This is a genomic window from Paraburkholderia phymatum STM815 (assembly GCF_000020045.1).
GTDB lineage: Bacteria > Pseudomonadota > Gammaproteobacteria > Burkholderiales > Burkholderiaceae > Paraburkholderia > Paraburkholderia phymatum.
Window position 1 is genome coordinate 236607 of sequence record NC_010622.1, and the last position, 19932, is coordinate 256538.

Here is a 19932-nt window from a genome sequence, read left to right on the forward strand (position 1 = left end):
GTCAGCGCTCCGCCTGCGTCGCCGGAAGCTGGACGTGCAACGCGTCCAGTCCTTTTGTCCTGGCCGCATCCGTCGACGAGCGCATCGCATTCTCGGTGCAGGCCTTCTCGAACAGCAGCCTGAAGCGCCCGACTTCATCGAACACCCAATCCCGAAACGCCTTCACACGTGCGGTCCGCATCAGCTGCGGCGTGCAGATGAAGTAGTACTGCCACGGACTCGGACCGTCGATATCGAACAGCCGCACGAGCCGGCCGGCGGCGACTTCGTGCATCGCCAGCGACCGGCGTGTGAGCGCGACGCCCTGTCCGTCGATGGCCGCCTGCAGCAGATTCGACGAATCCTGATACAGCACGCCGCGCTTCGGCTCCGGCCAGTCGTTGAGACCGGCCGCGTCGAACCACGGACGCCATAGCTCGTCGTCGGAGCGCAGCAGCGGCACGTTGGCCAGATCGACGGGCGTTTTCGGCAGGTTGCCGCCGTTGAAGGTCGGCGAACACGCTGGGAAAAACACCTCTTCGAGCAGCAGTTCGGTGTGCAGCCCCGGATAGTTGCCGTAGCCGAAGCGAATCGCGCAGTCGACGTCGTCGCGGGCGAAATCGGTGAGTGCGTTGGTCGACAGCAGTTCGAGGTCCCACTGCGGATTCGCTTCGATGAAGCGGCCGATGCGCGGCGTCACCCAGCGCGCCGCGAACGACGACAGCATCGACACGACGAGCCGCCGGTCGCGGTCGCCGGCGCGAATCTCGCGCGTCGCTTCCGCCAGCGAGACGAGCGCCGTGCGCACCTGCGCGGCGTAGCGGCGGCCGATCTCCGTCAGCCGCACCCGCTTGCCGTCGCGGGCGAACAGCTTCACGCCAAGTTCTTCTTCCAGCGCGCGGATCTGGTGGCTGACGGCGCCGTGCGTCACGTACAGCTCGTCGGCGGCACGCGAAAAGCTCTCGTGACGGGCGGCGGCCTCGAAAGCCTTGATTGCGTTCAGCGCAGGTAGTTGACGTAGATCCATCGCAATTTTTCTCACATAGCCGTGAAAAATGATCGTTTGGCCTAAACCCTTGTCACGCCTACGATTGTAGCCATGAAACGATTTTTGGCGAGGCCATCATGCGAGAAATTTCCTCTAGCATCACGTTTGAAATCGTAGCCGGCGAAACTGTTCCGATGAAGGTCACGCGCAGCACGCGGCTGGCCGTATCGGGCGGTGCAGTGTGGGTGACGCGCAGCGACGATGTCGAAGACTACTGGCTCGAACCGGGCAAGACGCTGCGTTTGCGGCGTGGCGAGCGGCTATGGCTGTCGGTCGAGCGCGGCACGCAGGCGCGCGTTGCGTTCCTTGTGCCCACGCGGCCGGAACAAAAGGCACTCAACTGGTTTGACCGCGTCAGCGCGCGCTTCGGGACGTGGCTGCGCTCGGGATGGCGGACGGTCTGATTCACAAATCGATCCCACTTATTGCTCTCGCGATCGGCGAGGTGCGCGGGATTTCGGTAAACTGCCGCAATCATGTGTGCCACGCCGGTTTCACCATCCCCCGAATCTCCGCGTTCCGCCCAAGCGGGCGCCGCTGCGTCCGACGCCGCTGCGCAGCCTGTAATCGTTCGCTGGCGCGGCCTGGAAGACTATCAGGCCAGCTTCGACGCGATGCGCGCGTTCACCGGTTCGCGCTCATTCGAAACCTCAGACGAAATCTGGCTCGTCGAACATCCGCCCGTTTTCACGCTTGGCCAGGCCGGCGACCCCGCGCATCTGCTGGCCGCCGACAGCGGCATTCCGCTTGTGAAAGTCGATCGCGGGGGGCAGATCACCTATCACGGTCCCGGGCAGGTCGTCGGCTACCTGCTGCTAGACTTGCGTCGCCGGAAACTGATGGTGCGCGAACTGGTCACCCGGATCGAGCAGGCCGTGATCGACACACTCGCCGCGTATAATCTCGCCGGTGAACGCAAGGCAGGCGCGCCGGGTATCTATGTATCGCCCGAGCAGCCGAATGCGGGGCTGCACGCCGGCGCAAAGATCGCCGCATTAGGTCTGAAGATTCGTAACGGTTGTAGCTATCACGGCGTGAGCCTGAACGTGAAGATGGACCTGCAGCCGTTTCTCGCCATTAATCCGTGCGGTTACGCGGGGCTCGAAACAGTCGATATGGCGACGCTCGGCGTCGCGGCCGGCTGGGACGACGTAGCCCAAACCCTTGCAGCAAGCCTCATCGCCAACATCGACGGCATCCCCGCAGCCGTCGGCCTACCGCAGGCCGGTGCCATTACCGCCTGACTGGAACGAACGAATGACTGACGTTACCGCGAATCCTGCAGCCTCGAGTCCCGTCAACGGCGCGGCCGGCGCCGCCCCCTACGACGCTACTGCCAAGCAGAAGGCGCAAGCCAAGACTGCGCGCATTCCGATCAAGATCGTTCCGATCGAAAAACTGAAGAAGCCCGACTGGATCCGCGTGAAGGCCGCGACGGGCAATTCGCGTTTCTACGAGATCAAGCAGATTCTGCGCGAGCACAACCTGCACACGGTGTGCGAAGAAGCCAGCTGCCCGAACATCGGCGAGTGCTTCGGCAAGGGCACGGCAACCTTCATGATCATGGGCGACAAATGCACGCGCCGCTGCCCGTTCTGCGACGTCGGCCACGGTCGTCCAGATCCGCTCGATCCCGAGGAACCCGGCAACCTCGCGCGCACGATCGCCGCGTTGAAGCTCAAGTACGTGGTGATTACCAGTGTGGACCGCGACGATCTGCGTGACGGCGGCGCGGCGCACTTCGTCGAGTGCATTCAGAAGACGCGAGAGCTGTCGCCGGAAACGCGCATTGAAATCCTGACGCCCGACTTCCGCGGCCGTCTCGATCGCGCGATCGGCATTTTGAACGCGGCCCCGCCCGACGTGATGAATCACAACCTCGAAACGGTGCCGCGGCTGTATAAGGAAGCGCGCCCAGGTTCCGACTACGCGCATTCGCTGAAGCTGCTGAAGGACTTCAAGGCGCTGCATCCCAATGTCGCGACGAAGTCAGGCCTGATGGTCGGTCTCGGCGAGACGGAAGAAGAAATCCTGCAGGTGATGCGCGATCTGCGCGAGCATAACGTCGACATGCTGACGATCGGCCAGTATCTGCAGCCGTCCGAGCACCACCTGCCCGTGCGTGCGTACGTGCATCCCGATACGTTCAGGATGTACGAGGAAGAAGCGTACAAGATGGGCTTTACGCACGCGGCCGTCGGCGCAATGGTGCGTTCGAGCTATCACGCCGATGTGCAGGCACACGATGCCGGAGTGGTCTGAACGACATTCACAGCAGCAACCGCTTGAAGAAAAAGCTCGCGAAAGCGGGCTTTTTTGTTTTCTGATCGACGTCCCAGCCGAAACACAATCTGTTGCAAATGCCACAAACTGCGAAACGCACAAAATTACAACTCCGCAAATATGTGCAACACTAGGCAGCACGAGTTCCGGGCGGCTGCTCCAGTCATAACGGCGCAGCTATTCCGGGCGATCGGGGAAGTCCTGAAGCGTCATGCCTATGCTGATCCTGCTCAACTTGCTATCGGGTGTCGCGTTGCTGGTGTGGGGCACGCATATCGTGCGCACCGGCATTCTGCGCGTATGGGGCGGCGATCTGCGCCGGGCGTTGGCGCGCAGCACGAATAGTCGCGCGAAGGCGTTCGCGGCGGGCGTCGGCGTCACGAGCCTCGTGCAGAGCAGCAATGCGACGGCGATGATCGTCACGTCGTTTGCAGCACAAGGCATGTTGCCGCTCGCAAGCGGCCTTGCCATCATGCTGGGCGCCGACGTCGGCACGGCGTTGATGGCGCGCATTCTCACACTCGATCTGTCGTGGCTGTCGCCATTTCTGATTGTCTTCGGCGTACCGCTCTTTCTCTCTCGCAAGCAGAACCGTTCGGGTCAGGTGGGCCGCACTGCGACCGGCCTTGGGCTCATTCTGCTGGCGTTGCATCTGATTGTCGAAAGCGCGCAGCCGATGATGCATGGCGCCGGCGTCCGCGTGATGTTCGGTGCGTTGACGGGCGACACCATGCTCGATGCGCTGGTCGGCGCGACCTTCGCTGTCATTTCCTATTCGAGTCTCGCGGCGGTGCTGCTGACGGCGACGCTCGCGTCGTCGGGCGTGATCTCGTTGAAGGTGGCGCTGTGTCTCGTGATCGGCGCGAATCTCGGCAGCGGCTTGCTTGCGCTCGCTGGCACGCTCGCGCAAAACACGGCGGCGCGCCGTCTCGCGCTCGGCAGCCTCGCGTTCAAGCTGGCGGGCGCGTTGCTGATCCTGCCGTTCACCTCGCTACTCGCACGCGGCCTGCCCATGTTGATCGGCAATCCGCGCGAAGCCGTGGTCGGATTCCATGTGATCTACAACACGCTGCGCTGCTGTGCGTGCCTGCCGCTCATCGACGGCGTTGCGCGCGTATGCTGCCGCGTTTTGCCGGAGCGGCCGGACCCGAACGGCCAGCTTCGTCCTATGCATCTCGACGCCGCCTCGATCGCGACGCCTACGCTTGCGTTATCGAATGCCGCCCGCGAGGTGCTGCGTATCGGCGATATCGTGCGAACCATGCTCGACAACCTGTCGCATCTGATCCATCACAACGATCCCGAGAAGGCGCGCGACACGATCCGCATGGATGACGACGTCGACCATCTGTATGCGGAGGTCAAGGCATATCTTGCGCGCGTGTCACGCGAACAACTCGATGACGCGGACAGCCGTCGCTGGACCGATATCATCGCGCTCACCATCAACCTCGAACATGCAGGCGACATCATCGAACGCATCGTCACGGACATCGAAGAGAAGAAGATCGCGCACCGCCTTGCGTTTTCCGAGGAGGGCCTCGCCGAACTCGACGATCTTCATACGCGGCTGGTCGGCAACCTCCAACTGGGCCTGTCGGTATTCCTGAGCAACGATTTGCGCTGCGCGGAATTGCTGCTCGCGGAGAAAGAGCGCTTTCGCGATCTCGAACGCGCGTACTCGTACAAGCATCTTGACCGGCTAGCGGGTGAGACGCTGCGCAGTATTGAAACCAGCGCATTGCATCTCGATGTGATCAGCGATATGAAGCGGCTCAATTCGCTGTTCTGTTCGACGGCGTACCCGGTGCTGGACGCGGCAGGCGCGCTGCACGATACGCGCTTGCGCAAACGGATGCATGAAGACGTGCCGGCAGCGACGCTCACTCAGCAGCCGTAAAGCGTCCTCACGCGAGTATCACCTTACCCACTTTGCGCTTCAATTGCGCGAACGACGCGACGTCGGCCGCTTTGCGATTCGTGACCAGCAGATCGATCTTCTCGGGCGGGCAGTACGCGATGCGGCTGCGCTGTCCGATCTTGCTGTGGTCTGCGAGTATCACCACGCTGTCCGCGTTCGCCACCATCGCGCGCGCGACTTCCGTTTCCGCGCGGTCATAGTTGCTCGCGCCGTGTTTCGAATCGACTGCGACGGGCGACAGCAGCGCAATATCCGCACGATATCGCTGGATGTCGAGTATGGTCGTGTCGCCCGTGGTGGATAGCGCACGGTCGCTGATCGAACCGCCCAGCAGAATCACTTCGTTCGCCCACGCTTCGCGCTGGTCCGGCGCGCCGCGCATCTTCATCGCGACATCGATCGAGTTGGTGATGACGGTGAGGTTCGCAAGTTTCGCGAGTTCATCGGCGAGGGCGGCCGTTGTCGTGCCGGCGTCGATGAAGAGCGTCTGGCCGCTCGCGACCGCTGCGGTTGCGGCCTTGGCAATCGTCTTCTTCGATTTGACATGCGTCTGCGCGCGTTCGGCGATGGGTGCTTCATCGGCGGGCTTAACCGCACCGCCATGCACACGACGCAACTCGCCGAGCGCTTCCAGATCGAGCAGGTCGCGCCGCACCGTTTCGCGCGATACGCCCAGATCCGCCATGATGCGCTCGGTCGACACCCGATTGAGTGTCGAGAGCAGCGCGCGTATTCTTTGATGACGGTCTTCCTGCCACATGCGTAACGTTCCTCGCCTGTCCGAATTTGATGTCGTGCGTCCCGTGCGCAACGCGCCTGCCATCCGCGTATTCCCGCACAGGATCACTACCAATTGAATATGTCGAGGCTATGTCAAAACGCATGACAGCGCTTCGCGTGTGTCCTTTGCAGTTGTATTTTTTTGGGAGCTTGCAACTTTGGGTATTTGTATTTAGCCTTCGCATTCTGAGGCATTCGCGCCCGATTTGAAACATCTCGAACAGCGCATTTTCGAAAACGAAATGAAATATCTGCTGAGTCGCTTCGCGCCAGGCCGAATGTCGTGCAATGGCAAGCCTGCGTCGTATCGTGCATTGGGAGACCATCCTTTCGCGATCCTCAGAATAAGATAGAACAGGAGTATTGCGCGCTGTCGAATGCTGGCGGCAGTTCCATCAGATCTTTGTGAAGGCAAGCACGATGGGCAATGGGATCGATCAGGCATTATCCGCGGACTGGCCATACCCACGGCTCGTCGCGCACCGGATCGGCGGCAAGCTCGCGCCGGAGAACACGCTCGCGGGCTTCGAGATGTGCGCGCGTTTCGGCTACGGGATGATCGAATTCGACGCGAAGCTTTCTTCCGATAACCAGATCTTTCTGCTGCACGACGACGACCTCGACCGTACGACGAATGGCCGCGGCGCCGCAGCAGATCACACATGGCAACAGCTTGCCTCGCTCGATGCCGGCGCATGGTTCGATGATCGCTTCAAGGACGAACGGCTGCCCACCCTTGCGCAAGTCGCCGCACGCTGCGCCAGCGAAGCGATTGCAGCCAACATCGAAATCAAGCCCTGTCCCGGCCGCGATGAAATCACGGGGCGGCTCGTCGCGCTTGCCGCGAAGGATCTGTGGCGCAAGCAGAAGCCGCTTCTCTCATCCTTCTCGTTCGAGGCACTGAAGGCCGCGCGCGACGCTGCGCCCTCGCTGCCGCGCGGCATGTTGTTCGAGGCGCTGCCCGACGACTGGCTGTCCATCGTGCGCGAACTCGCGTGCGTGTCGCTGCATGCCGATCACAAGCACCTGACTCAAACGAACGTCCGCGCGATCCGCGATGCCGGCTTGCGCGTGCTTGCGTACACGGTGAACGATCCGGCGCGCGCACGCGAACTCGCAAAGTGGGGCGTTGACATGATTTGTACCGATCGCCTCGATATGATCGGCGCAGACGTCGTGGCCTGAACGAAAAACGTGCCCGCACACGCAGACAAAGAAAGACGTCGAAAGGCAGTTTTCCTAACGTAGCAATCTTCGGCAAAGGATGAGAACACTATGAAACCGACCACGTTGCGTTGTTTACTTTTGGCGTGCGGCGTGGCCGCCGCTGGCAATGTCCTGGCAGCGCCGCCCGATGCGCTCGTCGCGGCAGCGAAACAGGAAGGGCAGCTCACCGTGATCGCGCTGCCGCACGACTGGTGCGGCTATGGTCCGATGATCGCTGACTTCCAGAAGAAGTACGGCATCAAGGTCAACGAGCTGAATCCGGATGCCGGTTCTGGCGACGAAGTCGAAGCGATCAAGGCGAACAAGGGCAACAAGGGTCCGCAGGCACCCGACGTGATCGACGTCGGCCTGTCGTTCGGTCCGACAGCGAAGGCGCAAGGCCTGCTGCAGCCGTACAAGGTCGCGACGTGGAAGTCGATCCCCAACGACAACAAGGATCCCGAAGGCTACTGGTACGGCGACTACTACGGCGTGCTGTCGTTCGAAGTGAACGCCGACATGATCGACAAGGTTCCGACCGACTGGAGCGATCTGCAGAAGGCCGACTACAAGAACGCCGTGTCGCTCGCGGGCGATCCGCGCTCGGCGAACCAGGCGATCCAGGGCGTGTACGCCGCAGGTCTGTCGGCTGCGAAGGGCGACGCAAGCAAGGCTGCGCAAGCAGGCCTCAAGTACTTCGCCGATCTCAACAAGAGCGGCAACTTTGTGCCCGTGATCGGCAAGGCAGCGTCGCTGGCGCAAGGCACGACGCCTATCATCGTGCGCTGGGACTACAACGCACTCGCCGATCGCGACACATTGAAGGGCAACCCGAAGGTGCAGGTGGTCGTGCCGAAGACGGGCGTCGTCGCGGGCGTCTATGTGCAGGCAATCAGCGCCTACGCTCCGCATCCGAACGCAGCGAAGCTGTGGATGGAATACCTGTACTCGGACGAAGGCCAGATCGGCTGGCTGACGGGCTATTGCCACCCGATCCGCTACAACGAACTCGTGTCGCAGAAGAAGGTGCCGCAGGCACTGCTCGACAAGCTGCCGCCCGCATCCGCGTACAAGAACGCGGTGTTCCCGACGCTGCAGCAGCAGGATGCGACGAAGGACGTGGTGACCAAGCAATGGGACCAGGTGGTCGGCGCGAACGTCAAGTAAGACGTCGAGTCAGCGCTGCATGGTCCGGCGATGCGGGCTTTCTCCGCCTGCATCGCCCGCCCGCAAGCACGGCGAGGCGAAGCGATTGATTCTGTTCAAGGGTAAGTTATGAGCGCTTCATCGGAAGCCGGGCCGGGCGGCGGCCAGGCGGACCTGATGGTTCCGTCCGTGCCGCAACCTGCGCCGAAGGTCGATGGTCCGGGCCGGGCGTCGCCCATCTGGACGTGGATCGGCGTGATGCCGTTTTTCCTCTTTGCGTTGCTGTTCCTGATTCTGCCGACGGGCTTCCTGATGGTCGGCGCGTTCCAGGATGCGCAAGGCCACTTCACGCTCGCGAACATGCGCGACCTGTTCCAGGAAAACACGCTCGACGCGTACTGGATCAGCTTCAAGGTCAGCGCGGCATCGGCATTCGGCGGCGCGGTGTTCGGCTCCCTGCTCGCGTGGGCGGCCGTGCACGGCAAGCTGCCCGGCTGGATACGCCCGACCCTGCTGACATTCTCTGGCGTCGCGTCCAACTTCGCGGGCGTGCCGCTCGCATTCGCGTTCATCTGCACGTTGGGCCGCGTCGGTCTCGTGACGGTGCTGCTGAAGAAATATGCGGACATCAATCTGTATTCCACGGGTTTCAGCATCCTGAGCTTCTGGGGGCTGACGCTCACGTACCTGTACTTCCAGATTCCGTTGATGGTGTTGATCGTCACGCCTGCGCTCGACGGGCTGAAGCGTGAATGGCGCGAGGCGTGCGACTGCCTCGGCGGCACCGCATATCAGTACTGGCGTTACGTGGCATTGCCCGTGTTGTGGCCGAGCGTGCTCGGCGCCGCGCTGCTGCTGTTCGCGAACTCGTTCGGCGCGGTGGCGACGGCGTATGCGCTGACGGGCAGTTCGCTGAATATCGTGACGATCCTGCTGTACGCGCAGATTCGCGGCGACGTGCTGCACAACCAGAACCTCGGCTATGCGCTCGCGCTCGGCATGATTCTCGTGACGGGCCTGTCGAACGGCGGCTATATCTGGCTGCGCTCGCGCGCCGAAAGGGGAAGGCGATGAACAGGCAATCGCGCGCGGGCGCGTGGACCGCGATGATCGTCGGTTCGCTGTATTTTCTGATTCCGCTGATCGCGACCTTCGAATTCAGTCTGCGCATGCGGCGCGGCACGTACAGCTTCGACGCGTACCAGGTCGTGCTAGGCGATCCGCGTTTTCAGGCGTCGTTCGGCTATTCGATCCTGATGGCGGTGCTGACGATCGTCGTCGGCGTGCTGCTCGTGGTGCCGACTGCGTACTGGGTGCAGCTGCGTCTGCCGAAGCTGCGGGGCATCGTCGAGTTCATCACGCTACTGCCGCTCGTCGTGCCCGCGATCGTGATCGTGTTCGGCTATCTGCGCATCTACAACAGCAGTTCGATTCTGCCGCTCACGTCGAACGAGCGCGCGACGGACCTGCTGCTCGTGTTCGGCTACGTGACGCTGTCGCTGCCGTACATGTACCGCGCCGTAGACGCCGGCCTGCGTGCCGTCGACATCCGTTCGCTGACGGAAGCCGCCGAATGTCTCGGCGCAAACTGGCCGACCATTCTGATCAAGGTGATCTTTCCGAACATCCGCTCGGGCATCCTCTCGGGCGCGTTTCTCACCTTTGCGGTGGTGATCGGCGAGTTCACGCTCGCGAGTCTGCTGGACCGTCCGGCGTTCGGTCCATACCTGCAGCTGATCGGCGCGAACCGCGCGTATGAGCCGTCCGCGCTCGCGATCATTGCGTTCGCCGTCACCTGGGCGTCGATGGGGCTGATCCAGGTCTTCGGCTCCGCGCGCACGCTCGCCGCGCAGAAACCTTGAATTGAGGCTCGGGCAACATCATGGCATTTCTTGAAATCGACAGTCTGCACAAGGCGTTCGGCGCAAACACGGCGCTGCATCACTTCGACATGAAGATCGAGCGCGGCGAGTTCATCACGTTTCTCGGGCCGTCGGGGTGCGGCAAGACGACCGTGCTGCGCATGATCGCCGGCTTCGAAACGCCGACGCGCGGCACGATCCGCCTCGACGGGCGCGACGTCACGCATCTGCGCACGCGACAGCGCAAGGTCGGCATGGTGTTTCAGGCGTATGCGCTGTTTCCGAACATGACGGTCGCGCAGAACATCGGCTTTGGGCTGAAGATCGCGAACCGGCCGCAGAGCGAGATCAAACAGCGCGTCGACGAAATGCTGCAACTGATCAAGCTGCCGCACCTGGGCGAACGGTATCCGTGGCAGCTGTCGGGCGGCCAGCAGCAGCGTGTCGCGCTGGCGCGCGCGCTCGCTGGCAAGCCGCAAGTGCTGCTGCTCGACGAGCCGCTGTCGGCACTCGACGCGAAGATCCGCATTTCGCTGCGTCAGGACATTCGCGCGTTGCAGCGCGAACTCGGCATCACGTCGATCTTCGTCACGCACGATCAGGAAGAGGCGCTGTCGATTTCCGACCGCATCGTCGTGATGAACGAAGGGCGCGTCGAGCAGGTCGGCACGCCGCTTGAGATTTACAACTATCCGCGCACGCGTTTCGTCGCGTCGTTCGTCGGCACGCTGAATATCCTGTCGGGCCATGTGATCGACCCGTCGTCGGGACGCATGGCCGTCGACGGTCAGGAACTGCACACCACGCAAGCCTTGCCCGCCGACGACGCCGGCAAGAAGCGCATGCTTGCCGTGCGACCCGAGGCGATCGTGCTGGAGCCGCCCGCTGCGGGCCGCAACACGCTGACGGCGACGGTCGAAGAGGTGAGCTTCCTCGGCGCGATCGTGCGCATCCGCACGCGCGTGAAAGACGAGGTCGTGTCGCTCGATATTTTCAACGACCCGAATCGCCGCTTGCCCGAACGCGGCCAGCCGGTGGCGCTGGGTTTCTCGCACGAGAATCTGCTGGTTCTCGAAGAGGGTGCGCAGGCCCAGGGTTAGCCCTAAGCCTTATGCAACAAGGCGTTCGGAAATCCGGACGTCTGGATTCCGGATTTCCGGAAACCCGGAAGTCCGCGTCCGCCTCTATCTGAAATTTTCTTTTTGAATCAACGAACTAAACTAAAAATAAGTCCTGGCATTGACCTTGCAAAAAGAAAGCGCGGCCGCAAGGCCGATCAACTACAAAGCAAGCCTTGCATAAGACCAGAGTAAGGCGGTCAAGCGCCAATTCTGGTCGATAGGAGACAACGATGCCCGAGTTCCTGTTCTGGTCCCTCTGATTTCGTCGTCCTTTCGTCGTGCTGCGGCGTAGTCGCCCGCGCTGATGACGGACGTTGAAACGTTCGCCATGCGCTGCGCGACCGGCCTTCGGTCCACCCTGGCTTTACTCCATTGCAGGAACACCATCGTGAAGAAACCTATTTATAAAGTCCTCTACGTGCAGGTGATCGTCGCGATCATCATCGGTATCGCGCTGGGACACTTCTACCCGGCGCTCGCCACCGACATGAAGCCGCTCGGCGACGCCTTCATCAAGCTGATCAAGATGGTCATCGGGCCGATCATCTTCTGTACCGTCGTGACGGGTATCGCCGGCATGGAAGACATGAAGAAGGTCGGGCGCGTCGGCGGCAAGGCGCTGCTGTACTTCGAAATCGTGTCGACGTTCGCGCTGATTCTCGGCCTCGCCGCGACGCACCTGCTGCGTCCTGGCGTCGGGTTCAACGTCGATCCCGCCACGCTCAACGGCAAGGAAGTTGCATCGTATGCTGCGAAGGCGCATGGGCAGACGACGGTCGATTTCCTGATGCACATCATTCCGGACACACTGGTGTCGGCGTTCTCGCAAGGTGAGATCCTGCAGATCCTGCTGATCGCGCTGCTGTTTGGCGCGGTGCTCGCGCATGTCGGCGAGCGCGGCAAGCCGGTGACGAACTTCATCGAAAGCCTGTCGAGCATTCTGTTCGGCATGGTCGGCATCATCACGAAGCTCGCGCCGATCGGTGCGTTCGGCGCGATGGCGTTCACCATCGGCAAATACGGCATCGGTTCGCTGCTGCCGATGCTGAAGCTGATCGGCACGTTCTATCTGACTTCCATCGTGTTCGTCGTGGTGGTGCTCGGCTTCATCGCGAAGATGGTGGGCTTCAACATCCTGCGCTTCGTGGCGTACATCAAGGAGGAGATGCTGATCGTGCTGGGCACGAGTTCGTCGGAAGCGGCGCTGCCGCAACTGATGCTGAAGCTCGAAAAGCTCGGCTGCTCGCGCTCGGTGGTCGGCCTCGTCGTGCCGACGGGCTACTCGTTCAACCTCGACGGCACCAACATCTACATGACGATGGCCGTGCTGTTCATCGCGCAGGCGACCAACACCGACCTGACGTGGGGCCAGCAGCTAACGCTGCTCGCGGTGACGATGCTGACGTCGAAGGGCGCAAGCGGCGTGACTGGCGCAGGCTTCATCACGCTGGCGGCGACGCTCGCCGTCGTGCCGACGATCCCGCTGTCGGGCATGGTGCTGATTCTCGGTATCGACCGGTTCATGAGCGAATGCCGCGCGTTGACGAACATCGTCGGCAACGGCGTGGCGACGGTTGTCGTGTCGGCGTGGGAAAAGGAACTCGACCGCTCGAAGCTGCGCGCCGCGTTGAGTCGCGATGTGTCCGTCACCGAGTCGGCTGAGGTCTAAGCGATGAAGGCGGCGGCGCGGCAACATGGCGCGTCGCCGCACGCTACGCAAGCAACGGCGGCGCCCGGTGAGACGGGCCAAGCGCACGCTGGCCCCGAAGGATTCGACGACGAGCGATATGCCACAATAGGCGATCCTCATCGAACGAATCCCGCCATCGTGACGCGCCGCCTGCTGATCCTGTTCGCGCTGGTCGCCGGGCTTGTGGCCGCCTGCGGACTCACATGGACCATCACGTGGCAGCACGGCATCGATACCCTGCGGCGCAACGCTGCAGTGCGCGCCGACCGCACGACGGCCACGCTGAAGAGCACGCTCGAACGCTACGAGTCGCTGCCTTATCTGCTTGGCGAACATCCCCTCGTACAGGACGTTCTCGTCGATCCTAAGCCGGACAACGTCGCCCGCGCCAATCAATATCTGACCGACCTGAACCGCCGCGCCCGCGCGAACGTCGCGTACCTCGTCACGGCGGCGGGCCGCTGCGTGGCCGCGAGCAACTGGGATCAGCCCGACAGCTTCATCGGCCAGGCGTACCTGTTCCGGCCGTACTTCGTCGAAGCGGTGAAAGGCAAGGTGGGGCGCTTCTTCGGCATCGGCACGACCTCGCTCGATCCCGGTTACTACATTTCGCAGCCGGTGCGCCGCGACGGCAAGATTGTCGGCGTGGCGGTCGTGAAGCTCAATCTTGAATGGTTTCAGGGCGCCGATGCGTCCGAGCCGATGATCGTGACCGACGATCATGGCGTGATTTTTCTCTCCTCGGTGCCAGCGTGGAAGTACCACACGGTCAAGCCGCTCACCAGCGACGTGATCGCGTCGATCTACGACACGCGCCAGTACGCGCGCCAGCCGATCGCGCCGCTGCCGATGTCGGTCGTGCGCACGCTCGAGGGTGGCGCACAGATCGTGCGCATCGGCGGCGGGCGCACCGGAAACTACGCGGCGCCGCGCTTTCTCGCATCGCAGCGCACGCTCGGCGAACCGGACTGGCGTCTCATCACGCTGGCGCCCGTCGACCCCGTCAACGCGGACGCACGTTACGCGACGATCGTCACGGGCTTCGGCTATGTGTCGCTGTGTCTGTTGCTGTTCTACTGGCGCATGCGGCGCGCGCGCGTGCGTGAAGTGATGCGCAGCCGCGCGCTGCTGCAGAAAGCCTATGCCGAATTGAATCAGCGCGTGGCTGAGCGCACCGCCGATCTGTCCCAGGCCAACGAGCAACTGACGAAAGAAGTCAGCGAGCGCACGCGCGCCGAACAGGAACTGCGCGATGCGCACGACGAGCTGATCCAGGCGAGCAAGCTTGCCGCGCTCGGACAGATGGCGGCGGGCATCACGCATGAACTGAATCAGCCGCTTGCCGCGCTGCGCGGATTCTCCGACAACACGCGCGTGTTTCTCGAGCGCGGGGATCAGGAATCGGCGAAGGAAAATCTCGAAGCAATTGCCGCGCTCACGGAGCGCATGGGCAAGATCACGAACCAGCTGAAGCTCTTCGTCGGGCGTGCGCGCCCGCGTAATGCGTGCGCGGGCGTGGCGCGCGCATTGCGCAACGTGCTGACCCTATTGCAGAAACGCTTGCAGGGTGTGACGGTCGATGTTTCGTTGAGTGACGAAGGCGCGTCGCCCGTTCGCTTCAATCTCGACATCGACGATCCGAAGCTGGTCGTGCATTGCGACGACTTGCGGCTTGAACAGGTGCTGATCAACCTGCTCGGCAATGCGCTCGACGCCGTCGCTGCGACGCCGTCTCCGCGCATCGCGATTGGCGTGCAGACGTCGCCGGATGTGCTCACGCTCACCGTGAGCGACAACGGTCCCGGCATTCCCGACGAGGTATTGCCGCGGCTTTTTGAGCCCTTCTTTACGACGAAGGAAATGGGCCAGGGGCTCGGCCTCGGCCTCGCGATCTGCTCGTCGATCGCCCGCGACTGCGGCGGCTCGCTTGCGGCGCGCAACAACGCGCAGGGCGGCGCCGAGTTCGTGCTGACGCTTCGGCGCGTGCGCGCGCAGGCAACGGATATTGCGGACTCTGTGACGACGGGATCCTGAATCAGCAAGTTTTGACGGCGGTATACGACATGGTGAACAAGGGCTTGCAAGTCCTCTATATCGAAGACGACGAACTCGTGCGGCGCGCAAGCGTGCAGAGCCTGCAACTCGCAGGATTCGAAGTGGTCGGGTATGCGTCGGTGGAGTCGGCGGCGAAGCTGATCCACGCGGAGTTTTCGGGCGTGATCGTCAGTGATATTCGTTTGCCGGGCGCGAGCGGCCTCGATCTGCTCGCGCAATGCCGCGAGCGCGCGCCCGAGGTGCCCGTGATTCTCGTCACGGGCCACGGCGATATCTCGATGGCCGTGCAGGCGATGCGCGATGGTGCGTATGACTTCATCGAAAAGCCGTTCGCTTCCGAGCGGCTGATCGAAACCGTGCGCCGCGCCGTCGAGCGCCGCACGCTGGTGCTCGAAAATCTCGCGCTGCGCCGCGAACTCGCAGGGCAGGGCACACTCGCGCCACGCATCATCGGACGCAGTCCCGCGATCGAACAGGTGCGCAAGCTGATCGCGAACGTCGCGCCGACGGATGCATCGGTACTGATTAACGGCGATACGGGCGCGGGCAAGGAGCTGATCGCGCGCAGTCTGCATGAGCTGTCGCCGCGCCGCGACAAGCCGTTTCTCGCGGTGAACTGCGGTGCGCTGCCGGAGCCGATGTTCGAGTCGGAAATGTTCGGTTATGAGCCGGGCGCATTCACTGGCGCGGCGAAGCGGCGCATCGGCAAGCTGGAGCACGCGTCGGGCGGCACACTGTTTCTCGACGAGATCGAAAGCATGCCGCTCGCGTTACAGGTGAAGCTGCTGCGCGTGCTGCAGGACGGCGTGCTGGAGCGGCTCGGATCGAATCAGCCGGTTCGCGTCGATTGCCGGATCGTCGCGGCGGCAAAGGGCGACATGACCGATCATGTCGCAGCGGGCACGTTCCGGCGCGACCTGCTATACCGGCTCAACGTGGTGACGATCGCGCTGCCGCCGCTGTCCGAGCGGCGCGAGGACATCGTGCCGTTGTTCGAGCATTTCCTGCTTGATGCGGCCGTGCGTTATCAGCGTCCCGCGCCGATTCTCACCGACCGCCAACGCACGAATCTGATGCAGCGCGAGTGGCCCGGCAACGTGCGAGAGTTGCGCAATGCGGCGGACCGGTTCGTGCTGGGCGTCGGCGATGACACCGCGACGGCGACGGGCGACGACGCGCTGACCTCACCCATGCAGCCGTTGAAAGAGCGTGTAGAGCAGTTCGAGCGCGCGGTGATCGCGGAGGCGCTCGAGCAGACAGGCGGCGCCGTCGCGGTGGCGGCGGACAGACTGCAGGTCGGCAAGGCGACGCTCTACGAGAAGATCAAGCGCTATGGCCTCGCGGCGCGCGGGGAGGGTGAGCGGTAAGCAGTAAGCAGAAACGGGGGGCGGTGCCGACGGCGGTTGCGCCAGGCAGTCAGCGCACAGATGCCCGCCGTCCGGAGAGACCGGTCAGGTTGTGCCCAAGGCCTTTTCCAGCAACTGGTCGAGTTCCGCGAACTGCGGCTCGCCGACGTAGCGCTTCAGCACCTTGCCATTGCGGTCGATCACGAACGTGGTCGGCGTCAACTGGACGTTGCCGAACTGCTTCGCGGCCGAGCCGTCGTCCATCGCCACCTTGAACGGCAGACGGCGCGTTTCCGTGTAGTTGGTCACGTACATCGGCGCGTCGTAGCTCATCGCGACGGCGACGAACTCGAGTCCCTTGTCCTTGTACCGGTTGTAGGTCTGGATCATCTGCGGCATTTCCTTCATGCAGGTGTCGCAGCTCGTTGCCCAGAAGTTGACCAGGTAGACCTTGCCCTTCAGATCGGCCGTCGATACCTTCTGGCCAGACAGCAGGGTGAACGTCGCATCAGGCACGTGCTGCTGGCTGCCAAAGGCGAAATAGCCCGCGACGGCGATTGCGCCGGTGACGACGGCAGCAGCGATATAACGAATCGGGCTCGAGCGCCGGGAAACGTTGCTTTGGCTCATGAACGGGACCTCGGGAAACGCGTGGAATACACGTCGTGAGGCGCTCGAACGCTGCAAGAACAGCAACGCGACGAGACACCAGAATGTCATCTCGTATTGTACCGGCAATCCGGCGATGTGGCTGGCGACGCGGTTAAGCCACGGATAACGGCCGATAATGGTGCTTTCCGTCATGCCAGTTAACTTACGCCGCGTCATGCTCTGTCCCGCTCTTCGCCTGTTCGCTTCCTTATTCGGCCCGTTTCGCGCGCTCATCGTGTCACTTTTCGCCGTGCTGTCGGCTGGCTGGCTGCTGGCCGGGTGCTCTCCGACCTACGACTGGCGCACGATCATGAACAACGACAACGGCTACACGGTCGACCTGCCCGCCAAACCGAGCACCGACCAGCGCCAGGTCAACATCGGCGGCACGCCCATGAGCATGTCGATGCAAATCGCCGAAGCTGGCGATGCTGTATTCGCCGTTGGCACGGTGATGCTGCCAAGCGACGACCCGCAGATGCAGCGGGTCGCGCTCGATTTCCTGCGCTCGGGCCTTGCGCGCAACCTTGGTTCGGCGCCTGACGCGCGTGCCGCGCAAATCCCGCTCGCGACGGGCGGTCAGCTGGAGGGGTTGGAAATGACGTTCAGCGGTAAAGCCGGGCCGACGCAGGAAGCACGAACGATGCACGCGCGTCTGGTTGCGAAGGGGCGCCACGTGTACCAGGCGGCGGTGATTGCGCGCAAGGAACCACCGCCCGAACAAGTTGAGCAATTCTTCACATCGTTCAAACTTTACTGATTTGGGGCGCAAAGGGCGGCGCGGCGTGCGGCATCAAGTGAAAGTTTCTTCGCAGAAAAGAACGCTAATACCGCGTTTACACGGAACTTTTTTTGTTACCCACAGGATCTGTGGATAACTTTGTTAGTAACTCTGTGCGGTAGGCCGCAAATGCCCATCGGACGGGCAGTTTGCCACTTTGCCCCGAATCTTGGCATTTTCAAAAGTTCAATAAAATCAATGGCATCGCGGAAGTGCCCCACAACTGGCTTTCAGTTGTATCAAAATCTATCGGCTGCCCGAAAATGTGCATAAGTCAAGTCTTGACATGTTCTTTTTGTCGAATGCGCGTTTTACTGACTGCCGAATGCACGCCGGTATTGCACGGCTTCGGACACCTGAGCGGCAGTCGGCATATCGTCGCCGGCCAGATCGGCAACGGTTCGCGCCACCTTCAGCACGCGATAGTAGGCACGCGCTGACCAGCGGAAGCGCTCGCCCGCTTCACGCAGCAACCGCTCGCCCTCGCCGTTCGGACGACACACCTCGTCGACTTCCCGGCCACTGAGTTCGCGGTTCGTTTTGCCTTGCCGCCGCAACTGGCGTTCGCGCGCAACTTCGACCCGGACGGCAATGGGCGCGCTCGGTTCGCCCGTCGCCGTCGAGCGGGCCGACAGTTCCGCCGGCGAAAGCGCCGGAATTTCGATCTGGATGTCGATGCGGTCGAGCAACGGCCCCGACAGCTTGCGCAGATAGCGCGCCGCGACTTCCGGTGTGCAGCGGCAGCGGCCGCCGGGATCGCCGCGCCAGCCGCACGGACACGGATTCATCGCGGCGACTAGCTGACAGGCGGCCGGGAAGTCGGCTTGGAGTGCGGCGCGCGAGATCGTGATGCGGCCGTTCTCCAGCGGTTCGCGCAGGTTTTCGAGCACATGCCGGTCGAATTCGGGCAATTCGTCAAGAAACAGCACGCCGAGATGCGAAAGCGTGATCTCGCCGGGCTGGGGCGGATTGCGTCCGCCGACCAGCGCGGCCGCGCTCGACGAGTGGTGCGGTGCGCGAAACGGCCGCTGCCGCCACTGCGCGGGCGTGAAGCCGGCCGCGCTCGCCGAGAGCAGCGCGGCGGACGTCAGTGCTTCGTCGTCGGTCATCGGCGGCAGAAGGCTGGGTAGCCGTGCCGCGAGCATCGACTTGCCGGCGCCCGGCGGGCCGATCATCAACATGTGGTGGCCGCCGGCCGCCGCCACTTCGAGCGCACGTCGCGCGCCGCGCTGGCCGATCACGTCGGCCATGTCCGGTGCAGCGACGAGGGCATCGTTCGACAGCGTCGCGGCCGCCACGGGGTATAAGCGCGCGTCCGCATCACCAGCAAGGTGCGCGCATAACGATGGCAGATCGGCTGCGCCATATACGGCGACGCCCGGCACGAGCGCGGCTTCCTTCGCGCTGGCCAGCGGCAGATAGAGTTCCGGTGTGCAGGCGGTCCGGTCATCGACGTCTTCGGGATGATCCAGCGCAACCTCGGCATACGAAAGATGACCGCGCGCCGTGCCGCATGCCATGGCGAACGCGCCGCGCATCGGACGCAGCGCGCCCGTCAGCGATAGTTCTCCAGCAAATTCCCGTTGCGCGAGCGATTCGACGGGAATCTGTCCGCTCGCGGCGAGGATGCCGAGCGCGATGGGCAGATCGAAGCGGCCCGATTCTTTCGGAAGGTCGGCGGGCGCCAGATTGACGGTTGCAGTTAATGTCGCCTTGATTTCGCACTGACTACAACTAGACTGAATCACAGGGCTCATCCGGACCATTTATTCAGTACGTTATGAATAGACAGCGAGTGACTGGAATCCTGACCGTGGAGACCTCAGCGACGTTCTACGGTCGGTGTTACGAGCGGGAGGACGAATTCGATCTGACGACGGCCAAACTTTTCGCTGACAGTTGGCTGTATGTTGCTCTTATAGAACTGAAATCTCGGAGCCACCAGCAACGGCTTAATAGTGGCAATGTGCGTCTACTATTTGCTCTCGCTTCCGAATGTTGCATAAGTCCTGGTGTACGACGTTTCCTTGCGTTGCCAATTTCAAGCGTAGGCCGTTATGAAG

The 19932-nt window shown here is 62.6% G+C and carries 17 protein-coding genes; 13 read left to right on the top strand and 4 right to left on the bottom strand.

Annotated features, from left to right (window positions below; genetic code table 11):
- Nucleotide 1 precedes the first annotated feature (1 nt).
- Nucleotides 2-1006, bottom strand: coding sequence for a transcriptional regulator GcvA (locus BPHY_RS01070; protein WP_012399636.1), 1005 nt, complete (start codon nt 1004-1006; stop codon nt 2-4).
- Nucleotides 1007-1104: 98 nt separating this feature from the next.
- Between BPHY_RS01070 and BPHY_RS01075 the strand changes: the two genes are divergently transcribed.
- From BPHY_RS01075 to BPHY_RS01090, 4 genes are all read left to right on the top strand, one after another.
- The gene (locus tag BPHY_RS01075; RefSeq protein WP_012399637.1) at nt 1105-1431 is read left to right on the top strand and encodes a DUF2917 domain-containing protein; all 327 of its coding nucleotides are present in this window, start codon (nt 1105-1107) and stop codon (nt 1429-1431) included.
- A 72-nt stretch (nt 1432-1503) separates the two neighbouring features.
- Entirely contained in the window at nt 1504-2271 is a 768-nt protein-coding gene (gene lipB / locus BPHY_RS01080; protein ID WP_012399638.1) for a lipoyl(octanoyl) transferase LipB, read from the top strand.
- Nucleotides 2272-2284: 13 nt separating this feature from the next.
- Nucleotides 2285-3289, top strand: a complete 1005-nt coding sequence (gene lipA, locus BPHY_RS01085) for a lipoyl synthase (protein ID WP_012399639.1) — start codon at nt 2285-2287, stop codon at nt 3287-3289.
- A gap of 238 nt (nt 3290-3527) precedes the next feature.
- Nucleotides 3528-5210 (top strand): Na/Pi cotransporter family protein, encoded by a 1683-nt coding sequence (locus tag BPHY_RS01090; RefSeq protein WP_041763203.1) that lies wholly within the window; start codon nt 3528-3530, stop codon nt 5208-5210.
- A gap of 7 nt (nt 5211-5217) precedes the next feature.
- Here the strand turns inward: BPHY_RS01090 and BPHY_RS01095 are convergent, their stop codons facing one another.
- Nucleotides 5218-5991, bottom strand: coding sequence for a DeoR/GlpR family DNA-binding transcription regulator (locus BPHY_RS01095; RefSeq protein WP_012399641.1), 774 nt, complete (start codon nt 5989-5991; stop codon nt 5218-5220).
- A 440-nt stretch (nt 5992-6431) separates the two neighbouring features.
- On the opposite strand from BPHY_RS01095, the gene ugpQ reads away from it, so the two are divergent.
- From ugpQ to BPHY_RS01135, 8 genes are all read left to right on the top strand, one after another.
- Nucleotides 6432-7196, top strand: a complete 765-nt coding sequence (gene ugpQ, locus BPHY_RS01100; RefSeq protein WP_012399642.1) for a glycerophosphodiester phosphodiesterase — start codon at nt 6432-6434, stop codon at nt 7194-7196.
- Between the two features lie 90 nt (nt 7197-7286).
- The gene (locus tag BPHY_RS01105) at nt 7287-8384 is read left to right on the top strand and encodes an ABC transporter substrate-binding protein (RefSeq protein WP_012399643.1); all 1098 of its coding nucleotides are present in this window, start codon (nt 7287-7289) and stop codon (nt 8382-8384) included.
- Nucleotides 8385-8492: 108 nt separating this feature from the next.
- Nucleotides 8493-9437 (top strand): ABC transporter permease, encoded by a 945-nt coding sequence (locus BPHY_RS01110; RefSeq protein WP_012399644.1) that lies wholly within the window; start codon nt 8493-8495, stop codon nt 9435-9437.
- Nucleotides 9434-10225 carry an ABC transporter permease gene (locus BPHY_RS01115; protein ID WP_012399645.1) on the top strand — a complete coding sequence of 264 codons (792 nt, stop codon included), beginning with the start codon at nt 9434-9436 and terminating at the stop codon, nt 10223-10225. Before BPHY_RS01110 ends, BPHY_RS01115 begins: the two co-directional genes overlap by 4 nt.
- Before the next feature lie 20 nt (nt 10226-10245).
- The gene (locus BPHY_RS01120; protein ID WP_012399646.1) at nt 10246-11325 is read left to right on the top strand and encodes an ABC transporter ATP-binding protein; all 1080 of its coding nucleotides are present in this window, start codon (nt 10246-10248) and stop codon (nt 11323-11325) included.
- 409 nt (nt 11326-11734) lie between these two features.
- On the top strand, nt 11735-13015 hold the full coding sequence (locus BPHY_RS01125; RefSeq protein ID WP_012399647.1) for a dicarboxylate/amino acid:cation symporter: 1281 nt from the start codon (nt 11735-11737) through the stop codon (nt 13013-13015).
- Nucleotides 13016-13018: 3 nt separating this feature from the next.
- A complete protein-coding gene (locus tag BPHY_RS01130) occupies nt 13019-15070 on the top strand; it encodes a sensor histidine kinase (protein WP_012399648.1) in 2052 nt (683 codons plus the stop codon).
- Between the two features lie 29 nt (nt 15071-15099).
- The gene (locus tag BPHY_RS01135; protein WP_012399649.1) at nt 15100-16458 is read left to right on the top strand and encodes a sigma-54-dependent transcriptional regulator; all 1359 of its coding nucleotides are present in this window, start codon (nt 15100-15102) and stop codon (nt 16456-16458) included.
- 84 nt (nt 16459-16542) lie between these two features.
- Here BPHY_RS01135 and BPHY_RS01140 read toward each other — a convergent pair whose 3' ends face one another.
- Complete coding sequence (locus BPHY_RS01140) at nt 16543-17067, bottom strand: TlpA disulfide reductase family protein (protein WP_012399650.1); 525 nt, start codon at nt 17065-17067, stop codon at nt 16543-16545.
- Nucleotides 17068-17239: 172 nt separating this feature from the next.
- On the opposite strand from BPHY_RS01140, the gene BPHY_RS01145 reads away from it, so the two are divergent.
- Nucleotides 17240-17848 carry a hypothetical protein gene (locus tag BPHY_RS01145; RefSeq protein ID WP_012399651.1) on the top strand — a complete coding sequence of 203 codons (609 nt, stop codon included), beginning with the start codon at nt 17240-17242 and terminating at the stop codon, nt 17846-17848.
- A gap of 332 nt (nt 17849-18180) precedes the next feature.
- On the opposite strand, the gene BPHY_RS01150 is transcribed toward BPHY_RS01145, so the two are convergent.
- Complete coding sequence (locus tag BPHY_RS01150) at nt 18181-19617, bottom strand: YifB family Mg chelatase-like AAA ATPase (protein WP_244257552.1); 1437 nt, start codon at nt 19615-19617, stop codon at nt 18181-18183.
- Nucleotides 19618-19932: the final 315 nt, after the last annotated feature.

Bases quoted from the DNA above. Each gene is read 5' to 3' on its own strand.
- BPHY_RS01105 (WP_012399643.1), top strand. From the start codon at position 7,287: ATGAAACCGACCACGTTGCGTTGTTTACTTTTGGCGTGCGGCGTGGCC.
- BPHY_RS01130 (WP_012399648.1), top strand. From the start codon at position 13,019: ATGAAGGCGGCGGCGCGGCAACATGGCGCGTCGCCGCACGCTACGCAA.
- BPHY_RS01145 (WP_012399651.1), top strand. From the start codon at position 17,240: ATGCCAGTTAACTTACGCCGCGTCATGCTCTGTCCCGCTCTTCGCCTG.
- BPHY_RS01090 (WP_041763203.1), top strand. From the start codon at position 3,528: ATGCTGATCCTGCTCAACTTGCTATCGGGTGTCGCGTTGCTGGTGTGG.
- lipA (WP_012399639.1), top strand. From the start codon at position 2,285: ATGACTGACGTTACCGCGAATCCTGCAGCCTCGAGTCCCGTCAACGGC.
- BPHY_RS01135 (WP_012399649.1), top strand. From the start codon at position 15,100: ATGGTGAACAAGGGCTTGCAAGTCCTCTATATCGAAGACGACGAACTC.
- ugpQ (WP_012399642.1), top strand. From the start codon at position 6,432: ATGGGCAATGGGATCGATCAGGCATTATCCGCGGACTGGCCATACCCA.
- BPHY_RS01120 (WP_012399646.1), top strand. From the start codon at position 10,246: ATGGCATTTCTTGAAATCGACAGTCTGCACAAGGCGTTCGGCGCAAAC.
- BPHY_RS01070 (WP_012399636.1), bottom strand. From the start codon at position 1,006: ATGGATCTACGTCAACTACCTGCGCTGAACGCAATCAAGGCTTTCGAG.
- BPHY_RS01110 (WP_012399644.1), top strand. From the start codon at position 8,493: ATGAGCGCTTCATCGGAAGCCGGGCCGGGCGGCGGCCAGGCGGACCTG.
- BPHY_RS01095 (WP_012399641.1), bottom strand. From the start codon at position 5,991: ATGTGGCAGGAAGACCGTCATCAAAGAATACGCGCGCTGCTCTCGACA.
- BPHY_RS01075 (WP_012399637.1), top strand. From the start codon at position 1,105: ATGCGAGAAATTTCCTCTAGCATCACGTTTGAAATCGTAGCCGGCGAA.
- lipB (WP_012399638.1), top strand. From the start codon at position 1,504: ATGTGTGCCACGCCGGTTTCACCATCCCCCGAATCTCCGCGTTCCGCC.
- BPHY_RS01140 (WP_012399650.1), bottom strand. From the start codon at position 17,067: ATGAGCCAAAGCAACGTTTCCCGGCGCTCGAGCCCGATTCGTTATATC.
- BPHY_RS01115 (WP_012399645.1), top strand. From the start codon at position 9,434: ATGAACAGGCAATCGCGCGCGGGCGCGTGGACCGCGATGATCGTCGGT.